Source organism: Pseudomonas sp. KCJK9111 (assembly GCF_046231935.1).
GTDB classification, from domain to species: Bacteria; Pseudomonadota; Gammaproteobacteria; order Pseudomonadales; family Pseudomonadaceae; genus Aquipseudomonas; species Aquipseudomonas parafulva_B.
Genome location: NZ_JBJJMO010000003.1, coordinates 50,267 through 65,857, shown reverse-complemented (window position 1 = coordinate 65,857; position 15,591 = coordinate 50,267). Strand labels below are relative to the sequence as shown.

At 62.5% G+C, this 15,591-nt stretch carries 13 protein-coding genes; 9 read left to right on the top strand and 4 right to left on the bottom strand.

What is annotated here, in order from left to right; translation table 11 throughout:
• Nucleotides 1–160 precede the first annotated feature (160 nt).
• From gatC to ACK59L_RS02195, 5 genes are all read left to right on the top strand, one after another.
• Nucleotides 161–448: an Asp-tRNA(Asn)/Glu-tRNA(Gln) amidotransferase subunit GatC gene (gatC, locus tag ACK59L_RS02215; protein WP_409271600.1), complete on the top strand. Its 288-nt coding sequence runs from the start codon at nucleotides 161–163 to the stop codon at nucleotides 446–448.
• Between the two features lie 15 nt (nucleotides 449–463).
• Nucleotides 464–1,915, top strand: a complete 1,452-nt coding sequence (gatA, locus tag ACK59L_RS02210) for an Asp-tRNA(Asn)/Glu-tRNA(Gln) amidotransferase subunit GatA (RefSeq protein ID WP_409271598.1) — start codon at nucleotides 464–466, stop codon at nucleotides 1,913–1,915.
• Nucleotides 1,916–1,926: 11 nt separating this feature from the next.
• Nucleotides 1,927–3,372: an Asp-tRNA(Asn)/Glu-tRNA(Gln) amidotransferase subunit GatB gene (gene gatB, locus ACK59L_RS02205; protein WP_058604399.1), complete on the top strand. Its 1,446-nt coding sequence runs from the start codon at nucleotides 1,927–1,929 to the stop codon at nucleotides 3,370–3,372.
• A gap of 121 nt (nucleotides 3,373–3,493) precedes the next feature.
• A complete protein-coding gene (locus ACK59L_RS02200) occupies nucleotides 3,494–3,868 on the top strand; it encodes a septal ring lytic transglycosylase RlpA family protein (RefSeq protein WP_078479061.1) in 375 nt (124 codons plus the stop codon).
• A 59-nt stretch (nucleotides 3,869–3,927) separates the two neighbouring features.
• Nucleotides 3,928–4,971 (top strand): calcium/sodium antiporter, encoded by a 1,044-nt coding sequence (locus ACK59L_RS02195; RefSeq protein ID WP_058604398.1) that lies wholly within the window; start codon nucleotides 3,928–3,930, stop codon nucleotides 4,969–4,971.
• Between the two features lie 15 nt (nucleotides 4,972–4,986).
• Here the strand turns inward: ACK59L_RS02195 and ACK59L_RS02190 are convergent, their stop codons facing one another.
• From ACK59L_RS02190 to ACK59L_RS02175, 4 genes are all read right to left on the bottom strand, one after another.
• Nucleotides 4,987–6,348: an amino acid permease gene (locus ACK59L_RS02190; RefSeq protein ID WP_058604397.1), complete on the bottom strand. Its 1,362-nt coding sequence runs from the start codon at nucleotides 6,346–6,348 to the stop codon at nucleotides 4,987–4,989.
• A gap of 56 nt (nucleotides 6,349–6,404) precedes the next feature.
• Nucleotides 6,405–7,346, bottom strand: coding sequence for an AEC family transporter (locus tag ACK59L_RS02185; RefSeq protein ID WP_078479064.1), 942 nt, complete (start codon nucleotides 7,344–7,346; stop codon nucleotides 6,405–6,407).
• 228 nt (nucleotides 7,347–7,574) lie between these two features.
• Nucleotides 7,575–8,135: a response regulator transcription factor gene (locus tag ACK59L_RS02180; protein WP_409271595.1), complete on the bottom strand. Its 561-nt coding sequence runs from the start codon at nucleotides 8,133–8,135 to the stop codon at nucleotides 7,575–7,577.
• Nucleotides 8,135–9,391: an ATP-binding protein gene (locus ACK59L_RS02175; protein ID WP_058637485.1), complete on the bottom strand. Its 1,257-nt coding sequence runs from the start codon at nucleotides 9,389–9,391 to the stop codon at nucleotides 8,135–8,137. Before ACK59L_RS02175 ends, ACK59L_RS02180 begins: the two co-directional genes overlap by 1 nt.
• A 201-nt stretch (nucleotides 9,392–9,592) precedes the next feature.
• On the opposite strand from ACK59L_RS02175, the gene ACK59L_RS02170 reads away from it, so the two are divergent.
• The 4 genes from ACK59L_RS02170 to ACK59L_RS02155 all read left to right on the top strand — a co-directional run bounded on the left by ACK59L_RS02170 (nucleotide 9,593) and on the right by ACK59L_RS02155 (nucleotide 15,581).
• Nucleotides 9,593–10,309 carry an SIMPL domain-containing protein gene (locus ACK59L_RS02170; protein ID WP_058604393.1) on the top strand — a complete coding sequence of 239 codons (717 nt, stop codon included), beginning with the start codon at nucleotides 9,593–9,595 and terminating at the stop codon, nucleotides 10,307–10,309.
• Between the two features lie 374 nt (nucleotides 10,310–10,683).
• Nucleotides 10,684–12,309, top strand: a complete 1,626-nt coding sequence (locus tag ACK59L_RS02165; RefSeq protein ID WP_409271592.1) for an ABC transporter substrate-binding protein — start codon at nucleotides 10,684–10,686, stop codon at nucleotides 12,307–12,309.
• 138 nt (nucleotides 12,310–12,447) lie between these two features.
• A complete protein-coding gene (locus tag ACK59L_RS02160; RefSeq protein ID WP_409271590.1) occupies nucleotides 12,448–14,040 on the top strand; it encodes an ABC transporter substrate-binding protein in 1,593 nt (530 codons plus the stop codon).
• Nucleotides 14,041–14,201: 161 nt separating this feature from the next.
• A complete protein-coding gene (locus ACK59L_RS02155) occupies nucleotides 14,202–15,581 on the top strand; it encodes an OprD family porin (RefSeq protein WP_409271588.1) in 1,380 nt (459 codons plus the stop codon).
• Nucleotides 15,582–15,591: the final 10 nt, after the last annotated feature.

Sequence of the window (15,591 nt, the reverse complement as noted above, 5' to 3'; positions counted from 1 at the left end):
CTAACAATGGCAGGGATTTTGGGCAAGGAGCCAATATGTTAAATTGGCTGTTTTTCCGAGCATGCCAGCCGATGATCGCGGCCATTGGACCGCCAAAAAGCTGACATGTTCCTCATTGCGGACAGTGAATCCGTTCTTTCTATCCTTCTGGAGATCCCCCATGGCGCTTGAACGCTGCGACGTGGAAAAGATCGCCCATCTGGCCCGACTGGGCCTAAATGATGGCGAACTGCCACGCATTACCGACGCCTTGAACAGCATCCTCGGGTTGGTCGACCAGATGCAAGCGGTGGACACCGCCGGCATCGAACCCCTGGCTCACCCCCTGGAGGCCAGCCAGCGCCTGCGCCCCGACCAGATCACCGAGCACAACCAGCGCGACGCTTATCAGGCCGTCGCCCCGCAGACCGAGAACGGTCTGTACCTGGTTCCGAAAGTCATCGAGTAAGGGATAGAGCCTGCCATGCATCAATTGACCCTGGCCGAGATCGCCCGCGGACTCGCCGACAAGTCGTTTTCCTCCGAAGAGCTGACCAGCGCCCTGCTGGACCGTATCAAGCAGCTCGACCCACAGCTCAACAGCTTCATCACCGTGACCGACGAGCTGGCCCTGGGCCAGGCACGTGCCGCCGATGCCCGCCGTGCCGCTGGCGAAGGCGGGGCGTTGCTGGGCGCGCCCATTGCCCACAAGGACCTGTTCTGCACACAGGGGGTGCGCACCAGCTGCGCCTCGAAGATGCTCGACAGCTTCAAGGCGCCCTATGACGCCACCGTGGTGGCCAAGCTTGCCGAAGCCGGCATGGTGACGCTGGGCAAGACCAACATGGACGAGTTCGCCATGGGCTCGGCCAACGAATCGAGCCACTACGGCGCGGTGAAGAACCCCTGGAACCTCGAGCACGTACCCGGTGGCTCGTCCGGCGGCTCGGCCGCTGCCGTAGCCGCGCGCCTGTTGCCGGTGACCACCGGCACCGACACCGGCGGCTCGATCCGTCAGCCGGCCGCGCTGACTAACCTCACCGGCCTCAAGCCCACTTACGGGCGCGTCTCGCGCTGGGGCATGATCGCCTATGCCTCAAGCCTGGATCAGGGCGGCCCCCTGGCCCGCACGGCCGAGGACTGCGCGCTATTGCTGCAAGGCATGGCCGGCTTCGACGCCAAGGACTCGACCAGCATCGAGGAGCCGGTTCCCGACTACAGCGCCACCCTGGGTGATTCGCTGCAAGGGCTGCGCATCGGTCTGCCGAAGGAGTACTTCGGTGCTGGCCTGGACCCGCGCATTGCCGACCTCGTACAGGCCAGCGTCAAGGAACTGGAAAAGCTCGGCGCGGTGGTCAAGGAAATCAGCCTGCCGAACATGCAGCACGCCATCCCGGCGTACTATGTGATCGCCCCGGCAGAAGCGTCCTCGAACCTGTCGCGTTTCGACGGTGTTCGCTTCGGTCATCGCTGCGAAGCGCCCAAGGACCTGACCGACCTGTACAAGCGTTCCCGTGGCGAAGGCTTCGGCGCCGAAGTGCAGCGCCGCATCATGGTCGGCACCTACGCCCTGTCGGCGGGCTACTATGACGCTTACTACGTGAAGGCCCAGCAAATTCGCCGCCTGATCAAGAACGACTTCATGGCTGCCTTCAAGGACGTCGACCTGATTCTCGGCCCGACCACGCCCAACCCGGCCTGGAAACTGGGCGCCAAGAGCAGCGATCCGGTTGCCGCCTACCTCGAGGACGTCTACACCATCACGGCCAACCTCGCGGGCCTGCCAGGCCTCTCGATGCCAGCCGGCTTCGTCGATGGCCTGCCGGTGGGCGTGCAGTTGCTGGCGCCCTACTTCCAGGAAGGCCGCCTGCTCAACGTAGCCCATCGCTACCAGCAGGTGACCGATTGGCACACCCGCGCCCCTAACGGCTTCTGAGGAACAGACACATGCAATGGGAAGTTGTGATCGGGCTGGAAATCCACACTCAGCTCGCCACCCAGTCGAAAATCTTTTCCGGTAGTGCCACCACGTTTGGCTCGCAACCCAATACGCAGGCGAGCCTGGTCGACCTGGGCATGCCAGGTGTACTGCCGGTCCTGAACCAGGAAGCGGTACGCATGGCGTGCATGTTCGGCCTGGCCATCGATGCCGAAATCGGCAAGCGCAACGTGTTCGCGCGCAAGAACTACTTCTACCCTGACCTGCCCAAGGGCTACCAGATCAGCCAGATGGACCTGCCCATTGTGGGCAAGGGCCACCTGGACATCGCCCTGGAAGACGGCACCATCAAGCGCATTGGCGTGACCCGCGCCCACCTGGAAGAAGATGCGGGCAAGAGCCTGCACGAAGATTTCAGCGGCTCTACCGGCATCGACCTGAACCGTGCCGGCACGCCGCTGCTGGAAATCGTGTCCGAGCCCGACATGCGCAGCGCCAAGGAAGCGGTGGCCTACGTCAAGGCCATTCATGCGCTGGTGCGCTACCTGGGCATCTGCGACGGCAACATGGCCGAAGGGTCGCTGCGCTGCGACTGCAACGTGTCGATCCGGCCCAAGGGCCAGACCGAGTTTGGCACTCGCTGCGAGATCAAGAACGTCAACTCGTTCCGCTTCATCGAGCGCGCGATCAACAGCGAAATCCAACGCCAGATCGACTTGATCGAGGACGGCGGCAAGGTGGTTCAGGAAACGCGCCTGTACGATCCGAACAAGGACGAAACCCGCTCCATGCGCAGCAAGGAGGAAGCCAACGACTACCGTTACTTCCCCGACCCGGACCTGCTGCCGGTGGTCATCGAGGACAGCTTCCTCGAAACCGTGCGCGCCGGCTTGCCGGAACTGCCCACCCAGAAAGTCGAGCGCTTCCAGAGCCAGTACGGGCTGTCGGCGTACGATGCCAACGTACTGGCCTCGAGCCGTGAACAGGCGGACTACTTCGAGGAGGTGGTCAAGCTCGGGGGCGACGCCAAAATGGCCGCCAACTGGGTCATGGTCGAGCTGGGCAGCCTGCTCAACAAGCTGGGCATCGAGATCGACCAGGCCCCGGTCACCGCCGCACAGTTGGGCGGCATGCTGGTGCGCATCCGCGACAACACCATCAGCGGCAAGATCGCCAAGACCGTGTTCGAGGCCATGGCCGCAGGTGAAGGCGATGCCGACACCATCATCGAAAGCCGCGGCCTCAAGCAGGTCACCGACAGTGGCGCTATCGAATCGATGCTCGACGAGGTGCTGGCGGCCAACGCCGAACAGGTCGAACAGTACCGCGCCGCCGACGAGGCCAAGCGCGGCAAGATGTTCGGCTTCTTCGTCGGCCAAGCCATGAAGGCATCCAAGGGCAAGGCCAACCCTGGGCAGGTGAATCAGCTGCTCAAGGCCAAGCTCGAAGGCTGACCGTACCCTCCAGCGGGGGCTCGCCCTCGCTGACAGACCAGCCGAGGCTGACCAGCGCACCCTGGTCAACCTTGGTTTGTCCCGCGCCCGGTCACAAGCTGCGGCGCACTGGAGTACCTGCATGTTGAAACGTTCTCTGGCCAGTTTGGCCCTCTTTTCCTGTCTGGCAGGCTGCGCCAGCCATGACATCGACCCGCGAGGATATGACCGCACGGGTACTGCCTCCTACTACGGTGCCCGCCATCACGGCAAACGCACCGCCAGCGGCGAGGCGTTCAATCAGCATGGCCTGACGGCGGCTCATCGCAACCTGCCGTTCGGCAGCCGGGTGCTGGTGACCAACCTGGCCAATCGACGCAGCGTCGTGGTCCGTATCAATGACCGCGGCCCGCACGCCCGCAGTCGACTGATCGACCTGTCTCGGGCTGCCGCTGAAAAAATCGGCATGGTGCGTAGCGGAACGGCGCGCGTGCGAGTACAAGGTCTTAGTGACTGACGCCCAGGAGCCCTACCATTTTCGATCTGGCCACCCTCCCCACGTTCAGCCTGCTGCAGCTGGGCATCGCCTTGCTGCTGTTGGTCGCAGGCGCCGAACTGCTGGTACGGGCTGCACTGCGCCTGGCGCAACGCCTTCATGTCCGGCCGCTGATCATCGGGCTGAGCCTGGTGGCATTCGGCAGCACCGCACCCCAGTTGACCCTCAGCCTGCAGGCCGCCTACCAAGGCGCACCGGACGTTGCCGTGGGCAGCGTCATCGGCAGCAACATCTTCAATGTGCTGGCCATTCTTGGCCTGGCAGCCCTGGTCATTCCGCTTCGCGTCTCTCGCCAGCTGGTACGCCTGGATATCCCGTTGATGATCCTGGCCAGTGCCTTGGTCTACGGGTTGGCTGCCAATGGCTATCTGGGACGCGTTGAAGGCGTGTTGCTGCTGCTGGGGCTGGTGGGTTATCTGGCCATGCTCTGGCACCAGTCCCGTCACTACGCACGCACCTACCCTGCCCCGCCATCGGTGCCACAAAGCCCGGCGCGCTTCTGGTGCGCTGCGCTGCTGTTGGTGATGGCAGGCCTGGGGCTGCTGAGCCTGGCCGGTCATCTGCTGCTCGACGCGGCCGTGGAGGTGGCCACCGACCTGGGCCTGTCCGAGCGCGTCATCGGCCTTACGGTGGTGGCCATCTGCACGTCGTTGCCGGAACTGGCGGCAGCCCTGATCGCTGCCTTGCGCGGTGAACGCGAGATCGCCGTGGGCACGGTGATCGGCAGCAACCTGTTCAACCTGCTGGGCGTGTTGGGCCTGACCGCCGTGGTGACCCCCGAGCCCTTGTCGATTTCGCCCAATGCACTGGATTTCGACCTGCCCGTCATGCTGGGCGTGGCCGCGTTGAGCTTGCCGGTGTTTTATTCGGGTTATCGCATCACCCGGGCCGAAGGACTGGTGTTCCTGTGCCTGTACCTGGCCTACGGCCTGCACATCGCCGCGTTCACCATGGGCATGCCCCTGGCCGAGCGCCTGGAGCGCCTGATGCTGCTCTATGTATTGCCCGTGCTGGCGGTGGTGTTGGTGTACACCACGGTGCGCGCCTGGCGCCGCCAGCATTGAGTACCGAGCGTCAGGTCAGCGGCTGGCCTGACGAGCCTTCTTCAACTTGAAGGCTACCCACAGCAGCAGGATCCAGCCCGGGATCAACATCACGGAGATGCGAATAGGTGGCGTCAGGTACATCACCACCAAAATCAGCACGATGAAGGCCAGGCACAGGTAGTTGGTGAACGGATGACCCAAGCTCTGGTAGAAGGGCTGTACCCCTGCCGCGCGCTTGGCCTTGCGGAACTTGAGGTGGGTGATGCTGATGCTGGCCCAGTTGATCACCAATGCCGACACCGCCAGTGCCATCAGCAGGCCAAAGGCTTGGCCGGGCATCAGGTAATTGATCACCACGCACAGGCCCGTGGCCAGGGCAGAAATGCCTAAAGCTGCCAGGGGTACACCGCTGCGGCTGACCTTGAGCAACTGACGTGGGGCATCGCCTTGGCTGGCCAGGCCGAACAGCATGCGGCTGTTGGCGTACACGCAACTGTTGTAAACCGACAACGCCGCTGTCAGGACCACGATGTTGAGGATGGTCGCGACCAGGTCGCTGTCCAGTTCATGGAAGATCATCACGAACGGGCTACCGCCTTGTACCACTTTCTGCCAGGGGTACAGCGAAAGCAGCACCGCAAGCGCGCCGATGTAGAAGATCAGGATCCGGTAGACCACCTGGTTGGTGGCCTTGGGAATGCTCTGGCGCGGATTGTCGGCCTCGGCGGCCGTGATGCCTACCAGTTCCAGGCCACCGAACGAAAACATGATCACGGCCAGGGCCATGACCAGGCCGGTCACACCATTGGGGAAGAACCCGCCGTATTGCCACAGGTTGGCCACACTGGCGTCCGGGCCGCCGCTGCCGGTGCTGAGCAACCAGGCGCCAAAGCCTATCATGCTGACGATGGCGACGATTTTTACCAAGGCGAACCAGAACTCCATCTCACCATAAACCTTCACCTGGGTGAGGTTGATCAGGTTGATCACCACGAAGAAGATCGCGGCCGTGGCCCAGGTTGGAAACTCAGGCCACCAGTACTGGACGTAGATACCCACCGCCGTCAGCTCGGCCATGCCGACCAACACGTAGACTACCCAGTAGTTCCAGCCAGACACGAAACCTGCGAACTCGCTCCAGTACTGGTGGGCAAAATGGCTGAAGCTACCGGCGACCGGCTCTTCGACGACCATTTCCCCAAGCTGGCGCATGATCAGGAAAGCCATCAGGCCAGCAATGGCATAGCCCAGCAAGACCGAGGGGCCGGCCAGCTGAATGGTCTGGGCGATGCCCAGGAACAACCCCGTGCCGATGGCGCCGCCGAGCGCGATCAGCTGGATGTGACGATTCTTCAGCCCGCGCTGTAACCGCTCGGGCGTGCTCTGGTCTTGCATGAAGTGTCCTTTCGCTCAGTGAGGCAATGCTGTTGCTGTTGTTTGCAGTCAAGGATCTAGATCCATCCGCCCCACTGCAAGATGAAAATACCAATGTTGGTGGTGATCGCGGCCATTAGCGTGGTGATCACGATGATCGAAGCGGCCAGTTCATGGTTGCCGTTGGCCGCACGCGCCATCACGTAGCTGGCCGCTGCGGTAGGGCTGCCGATGTAGAGGAACAGGATGCCCAGTTCGGCCCCGCGAAAACCACAAAGCCAGGCGCCAAGGGTACCGATCAGCGGCAGCCAGGCCATTTTTACCAGGCTGGCGTCCACGGCCAGCCGGCCGCTGTCGCGCAGAGCCGTCAGCGACAGGGTGCCGCCAATGCAGATCAGGGCCAGGGGCAGCGTCATCTGCGCCAGGTAATCACCGGAGGTAAGCAGCCAATTTGGCAACGGGACTTGGCCGTAGGCCATGGGAATGGCGACCAGCACGCTGAGGATCAGCGGGTTTTTCAGGATGCTTTTGAGGATGCTCCACGGGTCGGACTTCAGATCGGGGCTGTAGACCGCCAGCACGATGGCAGACAACGAGTTGTACAGCAGGATCACCAACCCGGCCAACACTGCACCCAATGAGATGCCATAGTCGCCGTACAAGCTTGCGGCCAGTGCCAGGCCAATCACGCCGTTGTTGCCGCGAAAGGCCCCCTGGGTGTAGATGCCTCGGTCGGCCCACGGGCTGCGCCAGACGGCCATGCCCCAGGCGATGGCAAATCCGGCCAGGGTGGCCACCGTGAAATAGAGCATGATCCCAGGCCGGACCGCAGCCGCCAGGTCGGCATGATAGATGCCCAGAAACAGCAAGGCCGGCATGCAGACGTTGAACACCAGTTGCGAGGCGACCTTGTTGAAGTTGTCGTCGATCAGGTGGATACGGCGAAGCAACACGCCCAGAAACAACATGGCGAAAACGGGCGCCGTGATGTTCAGCGTCTGGATGAGAAGGGCAAGCATGGGCGCACAATCCTGAAAGGGGGGTTGCCGTTAGGGGGCTAATGATACGCCAACGGCCAGGATTTGCGGGCATTGTGCCGTGATGGCCTGGCAAGCAGCCCTGCTGAAGTACTGAACCGGACGCGATGGGCCGCGCAGCGGCCGCAGGATTTCAAACTCGCAGCCCCAGTACATCTGGGCTCATCGCGGCCGGTCCGGCGTCCGCCAAGATCGCGCCTGCAGCAGCATTCAGCGCCGCACTGGCCGCTTCTGCAATTTGCGCTGCAATGTCCGGCGGTGCATGCCCAGCGCGCGCGCGGTCGCCGAGATGTTGCCCTCGTGCTCGTTCAACACACGCTGGATGTGTTCCCACTGCAGACGGTCCACGGACATGGGGTTTTCCGGCACCAGCGTGTCCAGGTCGGTGTGCTCGGACAACAAGGCCGCCAGCACGTCGTCAGCGTCAGCCGGTTTGCACAGGTAGTTGCAGGCGCCGCGCTTGACCGCTTCCACTGCCGTGGCGATGCTCGAGTACCCGGTCAGGATGACGACCCGCATTTCCGGGTCCAACTCCAGCAGCTTGGGCAGCAGCACCAGGCCCGAATCCCCGTCCATTTTCAGGTCGAGCATGGCGTAGTCCGGCAGGTCTTGCTGGGCCAGGATCAAACCTTCTTCGGCCGAGCTGGCGGTGCTCACCCGAAAGCCCCTGCGGCTCATGGCCCGGGCCATCACCCGGGTAAAGGTAGCATCGTCGTCCACCAGCAGCAGGTGCGGCAGCTCTTCGGTTTCGACCTGGTTTTCTTCACTCATCATGCTTCTCCTCGCATGCCGTAGGGCAGGCGCAATTCGGTCAGGGTGCCACCTTGTTCATGACTATAGAGTTTCACTGAGCCACCCGCACGGGTGACGCTGGCCTTGCTCAGGAACAGGCCCAGGCCGAAGCCCTTGCCTTTGGTGGTAATGAAAGGTTTGCCAATGGCTTCGGCGATGGCTGGCGGTACGCCAGGGCCATGGTCGCGGATGCTGATGACGATGTCCTGGTGATCCCAGTCCAGGCGCACCTCCAGGTCATCAGGACAGGCGTCGGCGGCATTGTTCAACAGGTTGAGCAGCGCCTGGGTCAGGTCAGGCGGTGGCGTCAGCCGGGGGACAAGACCATCACGCAGGCGCTGGAAGCGGTAACTGGCTTCCGGGCGCATCAGGTGCCAGCGGTTGAGGGCCTCGTCGAGCCAGACGGTGACGTCCTGCTCGACGATGGCCAGCCGGCGATTGGCCTCGGCTGCGCGAACCAGCTGTTGCAGGGTTTCCTTGCACAGCTTGACCTGGTCCTGAAGGATCTGCAGGTCTTCCTGCAGCAGCGGATCGGTGTGATCCTGGCGCATCTCGTTGAGCAACACGCTCATCGTCGCCAGCGGCGTACCCAGCTCGTGGGCTGCGCCCGCAGCCTGGGTGGCCACGGCCAGCAATTGCTCATCGCGCAGGCTTTCTTCGCGCCGCTCCGAGCGCAGGTGCTCCTGGCGCCGAAGTTCCTCGGCCATGCGCGCGGCAAAGAACGTGATCACCGCCGCGGCCAGCGCAATGCTCAGCCACATGCCGTAGACCTGCATCTTGTCCCGTGCCAGCGGCAGGCCTTCGAGCGGGTAGAACTGCACCAGCAGCAGGCTGTAGGCCGTCAGCGCGATGCCCGACAGAATCAGCGAATACAGCCAGGGCAGCGTAACCGCCGCGATCGCCAGCGGCACCAGGTAGTAGGACACGAAGGGGTTGGTCGAGCCGCCGGAGTAGTACAGCAGGGCGCTGTGTATCAACAGGTCGCACGCCAGTTGCAGGGCATATTCGAGTTCGGTGACCGGCAGCGACAGGCGCAGGCGCAGCGCCGTGAACGCGCACAGCAGCGAGGACAAGGCCAGGGTGCCGGCCAGCGACAGCCAGGGCAGTGGCAACAGCTCGGTCCAGTAGGCCACGCCCACCGAGCCGGCCTGGGCGGCCAACACAAGAACGCGAATGACGGTCAGTCGCCAGAGGTTCTGGCGTGTAGCGGACAGCGGTTGTACGGCGGCGAGCATGAGCTCTCCTGATGAGTGCTCCAGAAAATCGGCTGGAGTATACCGAAGCGGGGCATGCTGCTGCAGTGATGCGGCAAACCGCCACACTTTGTCACAGGTTCAACGGGCCAGCGCTGAACCCACTACACTGTTCCCGGTCTGATGCGCCATGCGTGGAATGGATGGCCACACCCCACGCTTTCATCTGCCAAGGAGCACCTTATGCTAATCCAACGTCGCGGCGCTGCCCTTCTCTTGTCCTGCGGTCTGCTGGCCAGCCTGCCAGCGCTGGCCGCCGATGAACCGCGCTTCAACCAGGTGTCGCTGCGCGCCGAAGTGAGCAAGGAAGTGGCACGCGACCTGATGGTCGTGACCCTCTACAGCGAAGCGCAGAACACCGACCCGAGCAAGCTTGCCAAGCAGATCACCGAGACCATGAACAAGGCCGTGCAGCAGTCGCGCCAGGTCAAGGACGTCAAGATCAGCCAGGGCAGCCGCAACAGCTACCCGGTGTACGACACCAAGGGCCAGAAAATCACCGGCTGGCGCGAGCGTGCCGAGCTGCGGCTCGAAAGCGCGGACTTCCCGGCGCTTTCACAGCTCACCGCCGAGCTGCTGCAAGACCTGAAAATGGGCGGCATGGACTTCTCCATTGCACCGGCTACCCGCAAGTCCAGCGAAGACGCGCTGCTCAAGGAGGCCGTCGACGCGTTCAAGGCGCGCGCCCAGTTGGCCACCGAAGCCCTGGGCGGCAGCGGTTACAAGGTGGTCAGCCTCAACTTGAACAGCAGCGGCTACCCACGTCCTTACCTGCGCAGTGCGCCGATGGCAATGAAAGCCATGGCAGCAGACGAGGCTGCGCCCGCGCCGGACATCGAGGCAGGCACCAGCGAAGTGAGCATGAACGCCGATGGCTTGATCGAAGTTCAGATGCCCTGACCGCAAGGCGGCAGGGGTAGGTCCAAGGCCAGCCCCTGACCAGCAGCAGATGCCCTGGCGCCTTCACTGGCCCGCCAGGGCTTTTCTTCTTCCCCTAACGGGTAGCCCGCATTTTAAGAGATTTCCTACACCCTCTTAAGCCTTTCCCGACATCTTCCTTTAATCAGCAATATTCCGCAAAAAGCCACCATTCTGCCCTCGCAAACGTTTAACTCCGTCAAAAGTTACACCGATGCGACATTCATGTACTGCCGTGCCACATTTCAAGTCCCGACTAACCTTGTGCATATTGCATTGGGCCCACCCCTGCATAAGTATCCGCAGGTCGGCTCACGAGGCCGCCTCTTCTGAACAATGACAACAATGAGGCCAACATGCTCAAACATGCAGTCATTCCGTTCCTGCTAGGCGCAGGTTTGCTCACCGGCGCCCCGTCGGCCTTCGCCGCTTCCAACCTGGTGTTCTGTTCAGAAGGCAGCCCGGCCGGTTTCGACCCGGGGCAATACACCACCGGTACCGATTTCGACGCCTCTGCCGAAACGGTTTTCAACCGGTTGACTCAGTTCGAGCGAGGCGGCACCGCGGTCATTCCTGGGCTGGCAACGCGCTGGGAGGTGGCGGAGGATGGCAAGACCTACACCTTCCACCTGCGCGAAGGCGTGAAGTTCCACACCACCGATTACTTCAAGCCCACCCGCCCGTTCAATGCAGACGACGTGCTGTTCACGTTCAACCGCATGCTCGACAAGGACCATCCGTTCCGCAAGGCCTACCCCACCGAGTTCCCGTACTTCACCGACATGGGCATGGATAAGAATATCGCCAGCGTCGAGAAACTGGACGACCACACGGTCAAGTTCACTCTCAACGACGTCGACGCCGCTTTCATCCAGAACCTGGCCATGAGCTTTGCGTCCATCCAGTCCGCCGAGTACGCCGACCAGTTGCTCAAGAATGGCAAGGCCGCCGACATCAATCAGAAGCCGATCGGCACCGGCCCGTTCGTGTTCAGCAAGTACCAGAAAGACGCGCAGATCCGCTTCAAGGGTAACAAGGACTACTGGAAACCCGAGGACGTGAAGATCGACAACCTGATCTTCGCCATCACCACCGACGCTTCGGTGCGCATGCAGAAACTCAAGAAGAACGAGTGCCAGGTCACGCTGTTCCCGCGCCCAGCCGATATCGCCCCGCTCAAGCAGGACCCCAAGCTGCAGATGCCCCAGCAGGCGGGCTTCAACCTGGGCTACATCGCCTACAACGTGATGGACCAGCTCAAGGGCAGCAATCAGCCCAACCCCATGGCCCAGCTCAAGGTGCGCCAGGCGCTGGACATGGCCGTGGACAAGCAGAAAATCATCGAGTCGGTGTACCAGGGGGCAGGCCAGCTGGCGGTCAATGCCATGCCGCCGACCCAGTGGTCGTATGACAGCAGCATCAAGGACGCTCCCTACGACCCCGACAAGGCCCGCCAATTGCTCAAGGAAGCCGGCATCAAGGACGGCACCGAAATTACTCTTTGGGCCATGCCGGTCCAGCGCCCGTACAACCCCAACGCCAAGCTGATGGCCGAGATGCTCCAGGCAGACTGGGCCAAGGTCGGTATCAAGGCCAAGATCGTCAGCTATGAATGGGGCGAGTACATCAAGCGCTCCAAGGCGGGCGAACAGGGCGCCATGCTCATTGGCTGGAGCGGGGACAATGGCGACCCTGACAACTGGCTGGGCACCTTGTATGGCTGCGACGCCATCGACGGCAACAACTTCTCCAAGTGGTGCTACAAGCCCTACGATGACTTGATCAAGCAGGCCAAGGCCACCTCCGACCAGGCCAAGCGCACCGAGCTTTATCAGAAAGCCCAGCACATCCTCAAGGAACAGGTGCCGATCACCCCGATCGCCCACTCCACCGTCTACCAGCCCATGAGTGCCAAGGTGAAGGACTTCAAGATCAGTCCATTTGCCCTGAACGCGTTCTACGGCGTCAGCGTGGACAAATAGCCTGAGGGCTGCGCCCGCCTGACGGGCGCCTGACCCACCCAATCCATACCCAGTCGTCCCGCTGCCAAGCGTGCGGGACAGGCGAACTGTTGCCGCGATTCGTGCCCGGAGCCGGCCCCGCACCCAAAAGGACTTAGCATGCGCCACCTGACCCGACTTTCTACGCTGCTCGCCCTGGCCCTCGTCGGCCAGACGCCAGCGGTGATGGCCAACAACCTGGTGTTCTGCTCCGAAGGCAGCCCGGCCGGTTTCGATACGGCCCAATACACCACCGCCACCGACAATGACGCCGCCCAGCCGATCTACAACCGCCTGGTGGAGTTCGAACGCGGCGGCACGGCGGTACACCCTGCCCTGGCCACCCGCTGGGAAGTCAGCGAGAACGGCCTGCGCTACACCTTTCACCTGCGCGAAGGCGTGAGCTTTCACAGCAACAAGGCCTTCACCCCCAGCCGTCCCTTCAACGCAGACGACGTGCTGTTCACCTTCAACCGCATGCTCGACAGGCAGCACCCGTTTCGCAAGGCCTACCCTACCGAGTTTCCCTACTTCGTCAGCATGGGCCTGGACAAGAACATCGCAGGCGTCGAAAAGATCAACCCATACACCGTGGTGTTCACGCTGCACACGGTAGACGCCGCGTTCATCCAGAACCTGGCCATGAGCGTTGCATCGATCCTGTCCGCCGAATACGCCGAGCAACTGATCAAGACCGGGCGGCCCAGCGACATCAACCAGCAACCGATAGGCACCGGCCCGTTCGTGTTCCAGCGTTACCAGAAGGACTCGCAGATCCGCTACAAGGCCAACCGTGCCTACTGGGCGCCCGAGCAGGTGAAGCTCGACAACCTGGTGTTCTCGATCAATGTCGACCCGTCGGTGCGCATCCAGAAACTGCGCCGCAACGAGTGCCAGGTCACCCTGCATCCGCGGCCGGCCGACCTGCCAGGGCTCAAGCAGGACCCCAAAGTGCAGGTCTTGCAGCAAGCAGGGTTCAACCTGGGCTATATCGCCTACAACACCCAGCACCCGCCATTCGACCGGCTTGAGGTGCGCCAGGCCATGGACATGGCGGTCAACAAGCAAGCCATCCTGCAGGCGGTGTACCAGCAAGCCGGGCAACGGGCGGTCAACGCGATGCCGCCCACACAGTGGTCCTACGACACCAGCATCACCGATGCACCCCATGACCCGGACAAAGCCCGCCAGCTGCTCGAACAGGCCGGGGTCAAGCCTGGCACCGAAATCACCCTGTGGGCCATGCCGGTGCAACGCCCCTACAACCCTAACGCCAAGCTGATGGCCGAAATGCTCCAAGCCGATTGGAGCAAGCTGGGCTTTAAAGTGCGCATCGTCAGCTACGAATGGGGCGAATACATCAAGCGCCTCAAGAGCGGTGAGCACGATGTGGCGCTGATCGGTTGGACAGGTGACAACGGCGACCCCGACAACTGGCTGGGCACGCTGTACAGCTGCGATGCCATTGGCAGCAACAACTACTCGCAATGGTGCGACCCGCAGTACGACAGCCTGGTCAAGCAAGCCAAGCAGGTCACCGACCAGGCCCAGCGCACCACGCTCTATCAGCAAGCCCAGCAGCGGCTCAAGCAGCAGGTGCCGATCACGCCAGTGGCCCACTCAACTGTCAATCAGCCCCTGAGCACCCAAGTGTCCGGGTTCAAGGTCAGCCCGTTCGGACGCAACGATTTTTCCGGCGTCAGCGTCGATTAGCACCGCCGGACAGGCGTGGCGCGCAGGTGGGGAGACCCGCGCGCCATGCATGACCATCGTCAGCTTCAGCCTCGGTGATCCCGGGGCGCTCCAGGCAACACGGCAACACCCACCCGGCCCAAAAGGCCGGCAATAACTAGAAATGAAAAGGAGCTTCTATCGTGAGACTGTTCAATTCGAGCGCGCTGGCGTTAGCCATAGGCGCGGCAACCACCACCGCCCACGCCGACCCACAGAGCCAAGCCTACCTGCCGCTCACCGTCGCAGCCCAAAGCGCCCAGGCGCAGGCCAAGGGTTTCGTCGATGGCCAGAGCTTGAGCGGGACGACGCGCAACTGGTACGCCCGCGAACGCGCCACCCGCGCACCGCTATGGCGCTACTACAAGAGCGACGGTACCCGTCACCCCACCCACACGCGTGAAAACTGGGTGCAGGGCACCATCCTCAACTACACCTCGGGCTTTACCCAGGGCACGGTGGGCTTTGCCGTGGAGGCAGCCGGCTACAATGCCATCGCCCTGCAGCAGGATCGCGAAGCGATTGCAGGGCCCAACAACCGTACCCTGACCCACAGCGACGGCGATGCCATCGGCCAGTGGAGCAAACTGGGGTTGGGCAACGTCAAGGCGCGTATGTCCAATACCACCCTGACCCTCGGTCGTCAGGCCGTCGATACCCCGATGATCGCTTTCATCGGCAACCGCGCCCTGCCCTCCAGTTTTCAGGGCGCATTCCTGCACAGCGCTGAATTCGACAACCTGACGTTCGACCTGGGTACCTTCGACCGGGTCTCGCCACGTACCGAGCAGAGCCTGAGCAAGTTCCGCAGCGAATACGGGGCGGCCGGGGTGGAAACCGACCGCGCCAGCACGGTCGGTATCAACTACCAGCCCCTCAAGAGCCTGACCACCAGCCTGTACGCCACCAAGGTCGACGATTTCTGGAACCAGTATTATTTCGGCGCCAATCACCTGTTCGGCGACAGCGCCGTGCTCAGCCTGTCCACGGGTCTTAACTACTACAAGACGGTGGACGCCGGCAGCCGCAAGATGGGCGACATCGACAACGACACCTACAGCCTGTCGCTGGGCCTGACCCATCAGGCGCACACCCTTACCGCCGCCTGGCAGCAGGTCAATGGCAACGAGTATTTCGACTACCTCCACGAAACCAACGGCATCTACCTGGCCAACTCGCTGCTGTCGGACTTCAACGGCCCGAACGAGAAATCGCTGCAGCTATCCTATGTGCTCAACATGGCCTACTACGGCGTGCCAGGGCTGAAATTCAACCTGTACAACGCGCGTGGCTGGGGCATCGACGGCACCCATTACCGAGGCAGCGCCTACGACGTCCAAGGCCTCGATGGCGAGACCCATTACGAGTGGGGCATCGGCACCAGCTACGCGGTACAGAGCGGACCGCTCAAGGACACCAGCATCCGCGCTACCTACACCACGCACCGCGCAAGCAAGGCACAGGGCGATGGCAGCCTGAACGAATTCAGGCTCGTGACCACCATTCCGTTCAACATCCTCTGACCGGCCGCCC

What these genes read in the sequence shown, in the direction of transcription:
- gatC (WP_409271600.1), top strand. Translation starts at nt 161, where the DNA reads ATGGCGCTTGAACGCTGCGACGTGGAAAAGATCGCCCATCTGGCCCGA.
- gatA (WP_409271598.1), top strand. Translation starts at nt 464, where the DNA reads ATGCATCAATTGACCCTGGCCGAGATCGCCCGCGGACTCGCCGACAAG.
- gatB (WP_058604399.1), top strand. Translation starts at nt 1,927, where the DNA reads ATGCAATGGGAAGTTGTGATCGGGCTGGAAATCCACACTCAGCTCGCC.
- ACK59L_RS02200 (WP_078479061.1), top strand. Translation starts at nt 3,494, where the DNA reads ATGTTGAAACGTTCTCTGGCCAGTTTGGCCCTCTTTTCCTGTCTGGCA.
- ACK59L_RS02190 (WP_058604397.1), bottom strand. Translation starts at nt 6,348, where the DNA reads ATGCAAGACCAGAGCACGCCCGAGCGGTTACAGCGCGGGCTGAAGAAT.
- ACK59L_RS02185 (WP_078479064.1), bottom strand. Translation starts at nt 7,346, where the DNA reads ATGCTTGCCCTTCTCATCCAGACGCTGAACATCACGGCGCCCGTTTTC.
- ACK59L_RS02180 (WP_409271595.1), bottom strand. Translation starts at nt 8,135, where the DNA reads ATGAGTGAAGAAAACCAGGTCGAAACCGAAGAGCTGCCGCACCTGCTG.
- ACK59L_RS02175 (WP_058637485.1), bottom strand. Translation starts at nt 9,391, where the DNA reads ATGCTCGCCGCCGTACAACCGCTGTCCGCTACACGCCAGAACCTCTGG.
- ACK59L_RS02170 (WP_058604393.1), top strand. Translation starts at nt 9,593, where the DNA reads ATGCTAATCCAACGTCGCGGCGCTGCCCTTCTCTTGTCCTGCGGTCTG.
- ACK59L_RS02165 (WP_409271592.1), top strand. Translation starts at nt 10,684, where the DNA reads ATGCTCAAACATGCAGTCATTCCGTTCCTGCTAGGCGCAGGTTTGCTC.
- ACK59L_RS02160 (WP_409271590.1), top strand. Translation starts at nt 12,448, where the DNA reads ATGCGCCACCTGACCCGACTTTCTACGCTGCTCGCCCTGGCCCTCGTC.